Here is a 12342-nt window from a genome sequence, read left to right on the forward strand (position 1 = left end):
CGCCGAAGGCGCCGCCGCACGGTGCGTCCGCATGACCGGACGCACCGTGCGCACCCGTCACTGCCCGATCTTGGCTCCCGGCATGCCGCCGGGGTAGTCGATGGGCCGCGATGCCCGGTGGCCGGGAAGGTTGCCCCGCAGGCTCCAGGTGCCCAGCGGCAGGATGACCCGGCCGCCGAAAGCCTGTTGCAGCATCAGCGCACCGGCGGTGTAGAAGGCGGCGGCGGAGGAGGCGACGAGCACCCAGCCGGCGGCCAGCACGACGTTGTGATAGCCGCCCAGGATCCCGGCGGCCAGCAGCGACGACCCGGCGGTCAGCAGGATGAGCACCAGGAACAGGCCGAGATTGTCGCCCAGCGCGGCGATGGCGCCGAAGAGGGTCACCACGGCGAGCACGATCCACCAGAAACCGAACGCCTGGGTGAGCTTCGCGCCCACCGGCAGGATCCCGGCAGCCATCAGCAGCGTGAGCAGACCCCAGCCGAGCCAGAAGGCCCCCCAGGTGCCGTGCATGGCGGTGGCCACCCCGTCCCGGGCCCGGTAGGCCCACATGCCGGCCGCCAACTGTGCCAGTCCGCCGAAGAAGATCACGAACGGCGCCAGAATGATCGGCGAGATCAACGCGTCCCCCCACCACTCGGCAAGGTTGGACGCGACCATGAAGGTCGACGCGGCGAACCCGAAGAGGCCCAGGATCGACGGCGCGGCGATCGGGGTGAGGACCAGGCGACTGCGCGCCCGCCACGCCTCGTAGCTCTCTGCTTCGTCCGGTGTGGTCGTGGCGGGTCCGAGGTGTGAACCCTGCGCCCCACCTCTGTTGGCCGGCCTTCTGTTTGCCGACCGAGGGTCCTCTGCCGGGTAATCGCTCATAGCGGCGTTCTCCTAACGGGGTGGAGGCTGTCCGACGCGCGATCGCCCCGTGCAGGTCTTTGCGGTAGCCGGGCCGGTGACGACCAGCTCGACCCGGTACTGCTCGCACGTCCGTCCCGAGGGCTCCAGCAGAGCGCGGACCGGTGGTCCCCGCATCTTTTGACGCAGCGCCCCACGGCCGCCGGGTAGGGTTACGTGCCGTGTGCACCGATTTGCCGTGCGGCGTTACCCGATCTTCATCAAGAGGCGTCCGTCAGCAGGTCGGCAGGGGTTGTCCTGTGGACTGTATGCGAAATACGGTCTGCGGTATTCCTTGATCGTCCTTGGCGGAAGGTAATCCCCTCGTGCGCCTGAAAGCGGTTGCCCCGGTGGCAGTTGCCTCGGTGTTCCTCATGTCGGGCTGTACGTCGCTCCAGTCCTCAGCCACGCAGGTCGGCGGGGTACGGATGACGGACGCCCGGCCGGTACGCGACGGCGGCACGCTGACCGTCGCGCTGAACGCGGACCCCGACAAACTCGACCCCAGCCTCGCGCAGACCCTCGTCGGTCGGACCGTGTTCGCCGGGATGTGCGAGAAGCTGTACGACATCGATCAGCGGGGCACAATCGTGCCGCAACTGGCCGCGGCGCTGCCGAAGACCTCGGCGGACGGCAGAACCGTCACCTTGCGGGTCCGCCAGGACCTGAAGTTCAGCGACGGCACCGGGCTCGATGCCGATTCCGTGGTCACCTCGCTGCTGCGTCACCGTGATCTGCCGGGCTCCGCACGGGCCACCGAGCTCGCGCCGGTGGAGTCGGTCCGGGCGACCGGGCGCTACACCGTGCAGCTGAAGCTCAAGGAGCCCTACACCCCGCTCACCGGTGTGCTCGCCGACCGGTCGGGGATGGTGATGTCACCGGCCGCGCTCAAGAAGTACGGCAAGAACTTCACCAATCACCCCAGCTGTGTCGGCCCCTTCCGTTTCGTCGAGCGGGTCGGCGGCGACCGGATCGTGCTCGAGAAGGATCCCAACTACTACGATGCCGCGCATGTCCATCTGGACAGGGTGATCTACAAGCCGATCCCCGACGGCAGCGTCAGGCTGGCCCATCTCCGTTCGGGAGACGTCCAGGTCGGCGACCAGATGGCACCGGTCGATGTGCGCAGCGCGCTCACCGAGCCCAAGCTGCAGCTGTTCAACTCGCCGTCGCTCGGTTACCAGGGCATCGGGCTGAACGTCGGCAACGTCAAGGGGCTCGGGGAGAAGCCGGGGAAGCTCGACACCCCGATCGCCCGCGACGTCCGGGTCCGGGAGGCATTCGAGCTCTCCATCGACCGGGACCTGCTCAACAAGGTCGTCTTCCAGGGGATGTACGAGCCGGCCTGCGGTCCGATCTCCCCCGAGTCCGCCATCGCGCCCGGTGTGCAGCCGTCCGCCTGCCCCAAGCGCGACATCGCCCGGGCGAAGAAGCTGCTGAAGGAGGCGGGCGTCAAGACCCCGGTCCGGATCGGCTTCAAGGTGTCCACGACGCCCGAGTCCAGCCGCATCGGCCAGGTCGTCCAGGCCATGGCCAAGGAGGCGGGATTCGATGTGGTCCTGCAGCCCATGGAGTACGCGACCCTTCTCTCGGAGACCGACGACGGGCACTACGACGCCTTCACCAGCGGCTGGTCCGGACGGCTCGACCCGGACGGCAACATCTCGAACTTCCTGCAGACACAGGGCGCGATGAACGCCTACGGCTACGGCGATCCCAAGACCGACCAGCTCATCGAGCGCGGCAGGACCGAAGCCGACCCGGCCGCGCGCACCCGGATCTACCAGGAACTGTCGAAGCGAGTGGCCGCGGCGCACGCCCTCATCTACCTCTACCGGCAGAAGAACTATGTCGTCGCCGGTAGATCCGTCTCCGGCATTCACGTCTACGGCGACGGCCTGGTCCGAGTGAAATCCGCGGGGTACACACGGTGACGAAATATCTGCTGACCCGGGTGCGTCAGTCCCTGATCACGCTCTTCCTGGTGAGCGTGGTGGTCTTCGCAGGCATCCGGGCACTGCCCGGCGACCCGGCGCTCGCCATGGCGGGCGAGGAGCGCAGCCCGGCCGCGCTTGCCGCGATCCGGCAGAGCTACGGGCTCAACGACAACATCATGGTGCAGTACGGGCGTTACATCGGACACGCGCTCACCGGCGACCTGGGCAATTCCTCTCGCACCGGCCTTCCGGTGGCCGATGCCATCGGTGCGGCGCTGCCCATCACCCTCGAACTCTCCGCGCTTGCACTGCTGCTGGCCGTTGTGCTGGGCATCGGCGCCGGAGTGGTCGCGGCGGTACGGCGCGGCAGGCCGGCCGAGTGGTTCGCCAACGCCGTCGCGCTGCTGGGGCTTTCGGTACCGACCTTCTGGCTGGGCATGATCCTGGTGCTCGGTTTCGCCATCGCGCTGCCGGTCTTCGCCGCCTCCGGCTTCGTACCGTTCGGCACCGATCCGTTGGACAATCTGCGCCGTATGGTGCTGCCGGCGATCGTGCTCGGCTCCGGTCTCGCGGCCGTGGTGATGCGCCAGACACGGGCCGCGATGCTCGACTCGCTCTCCGCGGACTACGTCCGCACCGCCAGGGCCAAGGGCCTCACCCGACGGGAGGTCGTCGGCGGCCACGCCCTGCGGAACTCGCTGGTCACCGTGGTGACCGTACTCGGCCTGCAACTCGGCCACCTCATCTCCGGGGCCGTCGTCACCGAGCAGATCTTCGTGCTCCCCGGTTTCGGCAAGCTCACCATCGATGCGGTCTTCACCCGCGACTACGCGACGCTGCAGGGTGTGGTGCTCTGCACCTCGGCCGCGTACATCTTCATCAACCTGCTGGTCGACGTGCTCTATTCGGTGATCGACCCGCGCATCCGGCTCGGAGGTGCCCGGTGACGGCAATATCGGTTGCAGTGGTACGGCAAGGGGTGGGCGGTGCGAAGTTGCGCGCCCTGCGCCGGAACCGCCTCGCCCTGACCGGTGGAGTGATCGCCGCCGTCTTCGTACTGGCCGCGATCTGTGCCCCGCTCATCGCTCCGTACGACCCGGCGCAGCCGGACTTCGGGCACGTGCTCGCCGAGCCCAGCTGGTCGCACTGGTTCGGCACCGACGACCTCGGCCGCGACCAGCTGTCCAGGATCGTGTACGGGGCCAGGGCGTCCATGCAGGTCGGGGTTCTGGCCGTGCTGCTCGCGTTCGTGGTCGGCGTGCCGCTGGGGCTGGCCGCCGGCTACTACGGCAGGCTCACCGATGGTGCGGTCTCCCGGCTCACCGACACCATGATGGCCTTCCCGTTCCTGGTGCTCGCGGTCGGCCTCGCGGCAATCCTCGGCCCCTCGCTGACGAACGCCACCATCGCGATCGGCATCTCGCAGATCCCGGCGGTCATCCGGATCACCCGGGCCGAGACCCTCCGGCTGAAGCACGTCGACTACGTGGCCGCAGCCGTGGCCAACGGCGGTGGCGACGGCACCGTGCTCTTCCGGCACATCCTGCCCAATGCGACGTCCTCGCTGATCGTCCAGGCGACCGTCGGGGTGCCGGCCGCGATCATCGGGGAGGCACTGCTCAGTTTCCTCGGCCTCGGAGTCCAGCCACCGGACGCGTCGCTGGGCGTGATGCTCTCCAGCGCGCAGTCCTTCCTGGCACCCGCGCCCTGGATGGCGGTCTTCCCCGGCCTTGCGATCGTCGCGGCGACACTCGCCTTCAACCTGCTCGGTGACGGACTGCGCGACGTCCTCGACCCCCGTGGAGCCACCCGATGAGCCCCGTCAGAATGAATCCTGTCAGCGCGGCAGCAGAACCGGTCCTGAGCGTCCGTGACCTCTCGGTCTCCTTCCGTTCCGGCGAACGCACCGTGCACGCCGTCGACCACGTCTCGTACGACCTGAAACGCGGCGAAGTCCTCGCCGTGGTCGGTGAGTCGGGATGCGGGAAGTCCGTCACTGCCATGGCGGTGCTGGGCCTGCTGCCCGCCACCGCCACCGCCACCGGGTCGGCGAAGCTGAGCGGACACGAGCTGATCGGCACCACCGACAAGGAGCTCAGGAAGGTACGCGGCAACGACATCGCGGTGATCTTTCAGGAGCCGATGACCTCGCTGAACCCGGTGCTCACCATCGGCAGGCAGATCGGTGAGGTGCTCCGCCGTCACCTGGGGCTGAGCCGCAAGGAGGCCAGGGAGCGAGCCGTCGAACTGCTCGACCTGGTCGGCATCCCGGCGCCCCGGCAACGGATCGACGAGTATCCGCACCAGCTCAGCGGCGGCATGCGGCAGCGTGTCATGATCGCCATCGCGGTGGCCTGCGACCCCTCCGTACTGATCGCGGACGAGCCGACCACCGCCCTCGATGTGACCGTCCAGGCAGGGATTCTGGAGGTGCTGCAGTCGCTGCGCGAGCGGCTCGGCACGGCGATCGTGCTCATCACCCACGACTTGGGCGTGGTGGCCGACACCGCCGACCGGGTGCTCGTGATGTACGCGGGCCGGGCGGTCGAGGCGGCCCCGGTCGACGAGTTGTTCGCGGCGCCCCGGCACCCGTACACCCGGGGCCTGCTCGGAGCCGTGCTGAAGCCGGGCGGCGAGGGCAAACGGCGGCTGCCGGAAATACCCGGGCTGGTGCCCAGCCTCGATGTGCAGCCGGACGCCTGCACCTTCGCCCCCCGGTGCGCGCTCGCCGATGACTCGTGCGGGGCCCGGCGCCCCCGCCTGGCGGCGGTGGGCCCCGCGTCCGGTGTCGACGCCGCGCACCGGGCGGCCTGCTGGCACCAGGAGGCGCTGATCGGCGCGACGGCGGCAATGACGGCCGCAGACCGGGTTGAGGAGAACACGCTATGACTGATGCGGTACTCGAACTGAGCGACCTGCAACGCCACTTCGGCCCTGTCCGCGCCGTCGACGGAGTCTCCATCACCGTCGGCCGCGGCGAGGTCGTCGGCCTGGTGGGGGAGTCGGGCAGCGGCAAGTCCACCGTCGGCCGGTGTGCGGTGCGCCTGGACGAGCCCACCGGCGGCAGCGTCGTCATCAACGGCACCGATGTCTCGCACATGTCGAGTCGCGCCCTGCGACCGCTGCGCAAGAGTTTCCATCTGGTCTTCCAGGACCCGTCTTCCTCGCTCGACCCCCGGATGACGATCGGGCAGATCATCGCCGAGCCGATCACCCTGCACCGGCTTGCCAAGGGGGACGCGGTCCGGGCCCGGGTCGAGGAACTGCTCGGCCAGGTCGGACTGCGTCCAGAACACGCCGACCGTCATCCGCACGAGCTTTCCGGCGGCCAGCGCCAGCGCATCTCCATCGCCCGCGCGCTCTCCGTCGGCCCCGATCTGCTGGTGGCCGACGAACCGACGTCGGCGCTCGACGTCTCCGTACAGGCCTCGGTGCTCAATCTGCTCGCCGATCTGCAGCGGGACCGGGGCTTCGGCTGTCTGTTCATCACGCACGATCTCGCCGCCGTCGAGTTCCTCGCCGACCGGATCGCCGTGATGTATCTGGGCCAGATCGTGGAACAAGCACCGACGGCAGAACTGTTCGCCGGCCCCAAGCATCCGTACACTCAGGCTCTGCTCTCCGCTGCGCCGGTCCCGGACCCGGTCACCCAGCGCACCCGAGAGCGCATCGTGCTCCATGGTGAGCTGCCGAGCCCGCTCGACCCGCCGGCCGGCTGCCGTTTCCACACCCGGTGTCCCCTCGCCGTGGACCGCTGTCGTACGGAGGTCCCCGAGCTGCGTACCTTCGGGGGTGGATGGCAGGCTTCCTGCCATCTCGTCGCCGACGACGGCACCGCGCCGGACGCCTCCTCCGCAACCACAACAGAAAACGCCGGTGCAACCGCAACGGCAACCGCACACTGATGGAGCCGCACCACATGTTCACCACCCGGCCGACACTGCAGGGCACCTTCGGCATGGTGTCGTCCACCCACTGGCTGGCCTCGCAGTCCGCGATGGCCGTGCTCGAGGACGGCGGCAACGCGTACGACGCCGCCGTCGCCGCCGGCTTCGTGCTGCACGTCGTGGAGCCGCACCTCAACGGCCCGGCCGGTGAGGTGCCGATCATCCTCGCCCCGGCCGGCGGCGAGGTGCGGGTGCTCTGCGGCCAGGGCGTCGCCCCCGCGGGCGCGACCGTCGCCCACTACCGCTCCCTCGGCCTCGACCTGGTCCCCGGCACCGGACCGCTGGCCTCGGCGGTGCCCGGCGCCTTCGACGCCTGGATGCTGCTGCTGCGTGATCACGGCACCAAATCCCTCGCCGATGTGCTGAAGTACGCGATCGGATACGCGGAGGACGGCCACGCCCCCGTCGAGCGCGTCGGCCAGACCGTCGAGGTCGTACGGGAGCTCTTCGAGACGGAGTGGCAGTCCTCCGCCGCTGTGTATCTGCCCGGCGGCAAGTCCCCCGTGCCCGGCGAGCTGTTCCGCAACCCGGCGCTGGCCGCGACCTGGCGCCGCCTCATAGCCGATGCGGCGTGCGGTGACCGGGCGGCCGAGATCGACGCCGCCCGCAAGATCTGGAGTACCGGCTTCATCGCCGAGGCACTGGTACGCCAGGCGGCCCGGCCGACCATGGACACCTCGGGCGCCCGGCACACCGGCACCCTCACCGCCGCGGACCTGGCCGGCTGGTCCGCGGGCTACGAAGCGCCCGCGACCTACGACTGGAACGGCTGGACCCTCTGCAAGGCGGGCGCCTGGAGCCAGGGCCCGGCCTTCCTCCAGCAGTTGGCGGTGCTGCCCCCGGAGCTTCCCGCGTACGGCTCCGCTGAGTACGTCCACCTCCTCGTCGAGGGCTGCAAACTGGCCATGGCCGACCGCGAGGCCTGGTACGGCGACGCCGCGGACGTCCCGCTCGACGCGCTGCTCTCGGACGCCTACAACGACGAACGCCGCGCCCTCATCACCGACCGGGCCTCGCACGAGTTGCGCCCCGGCCGCCCCGACGGACGCGAGCCGAGGCTGAGCAGGCAGGCCACCGCGGTCGCGGCCGGCGAGCCGGGCTTCGACGCCATGGGCACCCCGGCCGACGGCGCCGGGGAGCCGACGGTGGCCAAGGACGGTGCCACCCGGGGGGACACCTGCCACCTCGACATCGTGGACCGCTGGGGCAACATGATCTCCGCCACCCCGAGCGGCGGGTGGCTCCAGTCCAACCCGGTCGTGCCCGAGCTGGGCTTCCCACTCGGCACCCGGCTGCAGATGACCTGGCTGGACGAGGGACTGCCCAACTCCCTGACCCCGGGCCGCCGGCCGCGCACCACCCTCACCCCGTCGGTGGCGCTGCAAGGCGGCGTACCGGTGCTCGCCTTCGGCACTCCGGGCGGCGACCAGCAGGACCAGTGGCAGCTGCACTTCTTCCTGGCGGTGGCGCTCGGCGCCCCGGTCCGCGGCGGTCTGGACCTGCAGGGCGCCATCGACGCCCCGAACTGGCACAACGACTCGTTTCCCGGCTCCTTCTACCCGCGTGCGATGCGACCGGGCAGCGTCACGGTCGAATCGCGGATGGCGCAGGAGACCGTCGACGAGCTACGCCGGCGCGGCCATCTGGTGACGGTCGGCGACGCCTGGTCGGAGGGACGGCTCTGTGCGGTCGCCCGCGACCCGGAGACGGGCGTGCTGAGCGCAGCGGCGAACCCGCGCGGCATGCAGGGTTATGCCGTAGGCCGCTGACCGGGCACTTGGCTGTCACACCGGTGTGCTCAGATGGGACGATGATCGAACAATTCGTTGGCGGGGATCTGTCCGAGGTCGAGGCGGCGGTCCGTGAAGCCGCCGCCGCCGAGATCCTGCCGCGCTTCCGGCAACTCGCCGCACACGAGATCGCCGAGAAGAGCGGCCCGCACGACCTGGTGACGGTGGCGGACCGCGGCGCCGAGGAACATCTCACCGCCGCACTCACCGCACTGCTGCCGGGCTCGGTGGTGGTCGGTGAGGAGGCGGTCGCCGCCGACCCGTCCTCGTACCACGCGATCCGCGGTGACGCACCGGTGTGGATCGTCGACCCGGTTGACGGAACCCGCCAGTTCGTCCGGGGCGAACCGGGCTTCTGCACACTGGTGGCGCTCGCCCACCGGGGCGAACTGCTCGCCTCCTGGACGTACGCCGCAACGCTCGACGAGATGGCCGTCGCGGTACGGGGGCGGGGCGCCCGGCTCAACGGCGAGCCGCTCCGCGGAGGAACACCGGTAGTCGGCGCCATGCTCGAAGTCGCCACATCGCACCCGGACTTCACCACGTCCGAGCAGAAGCAGTCGCTGCTGAATCTGCGGACCGAAGGCGTGCGCGTCCGGCCCTGCGGCTCGGCGGGACTGGAGTATCTGGCCATTGCCAGGGGCGCGCTCGATGCGGTCGCGTTCAACTGGGAGCTCGCCTGGGACCACGCGGCGGGACTGCTGCTGGTGGAGGAGACGGGCGGCGCCCATCTGACGCTGACCGGCGAGCCGTTCCGCATCACGGGCGGCAACGCGCTGCCCTTCACCGCCGCGCGGGACGCGGCCACCGCCCGCCGGGTGCACGGCCTGTTGACGGCGGCCCGGTAAAGGCGGCCCGGGCAGTGGCGGCGGCCCCCGTGGGCCGCCGCCCTACGCGTCGTCGGCCAGCACCGCCCGCACCTGTGCCACCAGGCCGGCGGCCGCCTCCACGGCTGCCGGGCCGAGGCCGGTCAGCGCGGCGGTCACCCGGGCCGTGAAGTCCGCCGGGGTGTCCGGCAATACGGCGGTGGCCGCCAGGGCGCCCTTCTCGTTGACGCACCAGACGCGGTGGTGCGCATGCAGCGACTGGGCCAGAATCCCGAACGCCCGGGAGAGGCACAGCGATCCGTGCAGCACGTCCCCGCTCGCCGCCGACTTCCTGGCCGCGACCACCGAGAAGTCCGCCTCCCAGGCAGCCTCCGACAGAGACTTGCGGAGCGGTTCGGGATAGCTGAGCGTCCGGGTCCGCAGCGTGGTCAGTTCTCCTGTCGGATCCGCCAGTACTCGGCTCAGCGCCACCTCTCCCGGATACGCGGGCGACCAGAAGCCCAGCGGATGTCCGGGCTGGACGCCCACCTCGTACCGGCCTTCGCGGCAGTCCGCCCAGACCCGCTCGACCCGGTCGAGATCCCGCAGGATCCAGTCCACCGCCACGCCGTCCACGGTGAGCCAGGCGCCGCCGTCGACCCACGGGCCCCAGCCACCGGGACCGGCGACGTCCACGGGCCGGTCCGTTACTTCGCAGGCGAGTTCGGTGAGCGCGGGAAGAGCCGGCGAACCCCGGTAGTAGAGGCCCAGATCCCAGTCCGAGTCGGCCCGATGCGTGCCCCGGGCCCGGCTGCCGCCGAGTGCCACCGCCCGGATGCCGGGGATGGCGCAGAGGCGCTCGGCCATCGTCGCGACCGTGGCCTCGATGGGCGGGTTCGTGGGCGTGTTCATCGGGCGCACGCTACCCCCGGCGGCGCTGTCGGCGCGCGGGAATATCCTGGGGCATCTGCCATCGGCTGACGAAGGAGTCCGAAGGTGCCGTCGATGCTCGATGCCGTCGTCGTGGGGGCGGGACCCAACGGGCTGACCGCTGCGGTGGAACTGGCCCGCCGTGGATTCGCCGTCGAGGTCTTCGAGGCCAGGGAAACCGTCGGAGGCGGCGCGCGGACCGAGGAGCTGACGCTGCCCGGGTTCCGGCACGATCCTTGTTCCGCGGTCCACCCGCTCGGCGTCGGATCGCCGGTCTTCAAGACCATGCCGCTCCAGCGGTACGGCCTCGAATGGCTGCACCCCCGACTGCCGATGGCCCACCCGTTCGACGACGGAACCGCCGCCGTGCTCGCCCGTTCGGTCGCCGAGACCGCGGCCTCCTTCGGGCCGCGCGACGCGGGGACCTACCGGCGGCTGGTCGCTCCCTTTCTGGGCAAGTGGGACACCCTGGCCAGGGACTTCATGTCGTTGCCGCCGACCGCGCTGCCGCGCGACCCGGTGACGCTGGCCCGTTTCGGTCTCACCGGCCTGCCGCCGTCGACCTTGCTGATGAAGCGGTTCCGCGACGACCGGGCGAAGGCGCTGTTCGCCGGTTTGGTGGCCCATGTCATCGCCCCGCTCGGTGGCCTCGCCACCGGTGCCGTAGGGCTGATGTTCGCCCTCGCCGCGCACGAGGGTGGCTGGCCGATGCCACGCGGCGGTTCCCAGTCCATCTCCGACGCGCTGACCGGGTATCTCACCGACCTGGGCGGGTCGGTGCACACCGGCTTCGAGGTCAAGCGGCTCGACGATCTGCCGCCGGCCCGTGCGTACGTCTTCGACACGTCACCGACGGCGGCCGCGCGGATCGCCGGCCTGGGCCGTGCCTACGACGGATACCGGTACGGCGCCGGCGTCTTCAAGATCGATTACGCGCTGGACGGTCCGGTGCCGTGGACGGCGGAGGAGCCGCGGCGGGCCGGCACCGTCCAGATCGGTCCGGGCAGCCGGGACATCGGCACGGCACTGCGCCAGGCCTCGGGCGGCCGGGCACCCGGGACGCCCTTCCTGATCAGCGCTCAGCCGAGCCTGGTCGATCCCTCGCGCGCCCCGGAGGGCAAGCACGTCTTCTGGACGTACGGCCATGTCCCGCACAACTGGGACGGCGATCTCACCGGGGCCATCGAACGGCAGATCGAGCGCTTCGCGCCGGGCTTCCGTGACCGGGTGCTCGCCCGGGCCACCGCCGGTCCCCCCGAGCTCTTCGCCCGTAACGCGAACTACGTGGGCGGTGACATCGCCTGCGGTGCGGCCTCCGGGCTGCAACTGATGTTGCGGCCCAAGGTGTCCCTGTCTCCGTACACCACCTCGCGCCCGGCGGTGTACCTCTGCTCGTCCGCGACCCCGCCCGGCCCGGGGGTCCATGGCATGTCGGGGCACAATGCGGCGAAGGCCGTGTGGCGTCGACTGCGCCAGGCATGATGGTCGCATGACCGCCATCACCCTCGTCCAGGGAGACATCACCCGGCAGCAGGTGGACGCCATCGTCAATGCGGCCAATTCCAGCCTGCTCGGCGGCGGGGGAGTGGACGGCGCGATCCACCGCCGGGGCGGCCCCGGCATTCTGGAGGCCTGCCGCGAGCTCCGTGCCTCGCACTACGCAGAGGGCCTGCCCACCGGCCGGGCGGCTGCCACCACCGCGGGCGAACTGGACGCCCGGTGGGTCATTCACACCGTCGGGCCGGTCTGGTCCGGCACCGAGGACCGCTCGGCGCTGCTCGTCTCCTGCTACCGCGAGGCGCTGCGGGTGGCAGCGGACCTGGGCGCGAAGACGGTGGCCTTCCCCGCCATTTCCACCGGGATCTACGGCTGGCCGATGGACGACGGGGCGCGCATCGCGGTCCGTACGGTCAGGGAAGCCGTGGCAGACCCGGTGGAAGAGGTGCGCTTCGTGCTGTTCGACCACTACGCCTACGGGGAGTTCGCCGAGGCGCTGGCCGCCGAGGGGCCCGAGGCACCGCCGGGTTGATGTCGGATTCTCGCC

Annotated in this window: 11 protein-coding genes; 9 read left to right on the top strand and 2 right to left on the bottom strand. The window is 70.7% G+C overall.

The window, feature by feature from the left end:
* Positions 1-57: 57 nt before the first annotated feature.
* Positions 58-870, bottom strand: coding sequence for an acetate uptake transporter (locus tag AB0436_RS04405; RefSeq protein WP_366466188.1), 813 nt, complete (start codon positions 868-870; stop codon positions 58-60).
* 392 nt (positions 871-1262) lie between these two features.
* Here AB0436_RS04405 and AB0436_RS04410 point away from each other — a divergent pair, with 392 nt between their 5' ends.
* From AB0436_RS04410 to AB0436_RS04440, 7 genes are read left to right on the top strand one after another with little or no spacing between them, the layout of a single operon-like run.
* A complete protein-coding gene (locus tag AB0436_RS04410; RefSeq protein WP_366466189.1) occupies positions 1263-2822 on the top strand; it encodes an ABC transporter substrate-binding protein in 1560 nt (519 codons plus the stop codon).
* Complete coding sequence (locus tag AB0436_RS04415) at positions 2819-3772, top strand: ABC transporter permease (RefSeq protein WP_366466190.1); 954 nt, start codon at positions 2819-2821, stop codon at positions 3770-3772. The genes AB0436_RS04410 and AB0436_RS04415 overlap by 4 nt, the downstream gene beginning before the upstream one ends.
* Before the next feature lie 5 nt (positions 3773-3777).
* Positions 3778-4641 (top strand): ABC transporter permease, encoded by an 864-nt coding sequence (locus AB0436_RS04420; RefSeq protein ID WP_366466867.1) that lies wholly within the window; start codon positions 3778-3780, stop codon positions 4639-4641.
* Positions 4642-4652: 11 nt separating this feature from the next.
* Entirely contained in the window at positions 4653-5714 is a 1062-nt protein-coding gene (locus tag AB0436_RS04425) for an ABC transporter ATP-binding protein (RefSeq protein WP_366466191.1), read from the top strand.
* Positions 5711-6730, top strand: coding sequence for an oligopeptide/dipeptide ABC transporter ATP-binding protein (locus AB0436_RS04430; RefSeq protein ID WP_366466192.1), 1020 nt, complete (start codon positions 5711-5713; stop codon positions 6728-6730). Before AB0436_RS04425 ends, AB0436_RS04430 begins: the two co-directional genes overlap by 4 nt.
* A 14-nt stretch (positions 6731-6744) precedes the next feature.
* Positions 6745-8541 carry a gamma-glutamyltransferase gene (locus AB0436_RS04435; protein WP_366466193.1) on the top strand — a complete coding sequence of 599 codons (1797 nt, stop codon included), beginning with the start codon at positions 6745-6747 and terminating at the stop codon, positions 8539-8541.
* Between the two features lie 41 nt (positions 8542-8582).
* Positions 8583-9410 (top strand): inositol monophosphatase family protein, encoded by an 828-nt coding sequence (locus AB0436_RS04440; protein ID WP_366466194.1) that lies wholly within the window; start codon positions 8583-8585, stop codon positions 9408-9410.
* A 42-nt stretch (positions 9411-9452) separates the two neighbouring features.
* Here AB0436_RS04440 and AB0436_RS04445 read toward each other — a convergent pair whose 3' ends face one another.
* Positions 9453-10280 (bottom strand): nucleotidyltransferase domain-containing protein, encoded by an 828-nt coding sequence (locus AB0436_RS04445; RefSeq protein WP_366466195.1) that lies wholly within the window; start codon positions 10278-10280, stop codon positions 9453-9455.
* A gap of 84 nt (positions 10281-10364) precedes the next feature.
* Between AB0436_RS04445 and AB0436_RS04450 the strand changes: the two genes are divergently transcribed.
* Both AB0436_RS04450 and AB0436_RS04455 read left to right on the top strand, forming a co-directional pair.
* Positions 10365-11780 carry an NAD(P)/FAD-dependent oxidoreductase gene (locus AB0436_RS04450; protein ID WP_366466196.1) on the top strand — a complete coding sequence of 472 codons (1416 nt, stop codon included), beginning with the start codon at positions 10365-10367 and terminating at the stop codon, positions 11778-11780.
* 7 nt (positions 11781-11787) lie between these two features.
* A complete protein-coding gene (locus tag AB0436_RS04455) occupies positions 11788-12327 on the top strand; it encodes an O-acetyl-ADP-ribose deacetylase (RefSeq protein WP_366466197.1) in 540 nt (179 codons plus the stop codon).
* Positions 12328-12342: the final 15 nt, after the last annotated feature.

This window comes from Streptomyces sp. NPDC051322 (genome assembly GCF_040689485.1).
GTDB lineage: Bacteria > Actinomycetota > Actinomycetes > Streptomycetales > Streptomycetaceae > Streptomyces.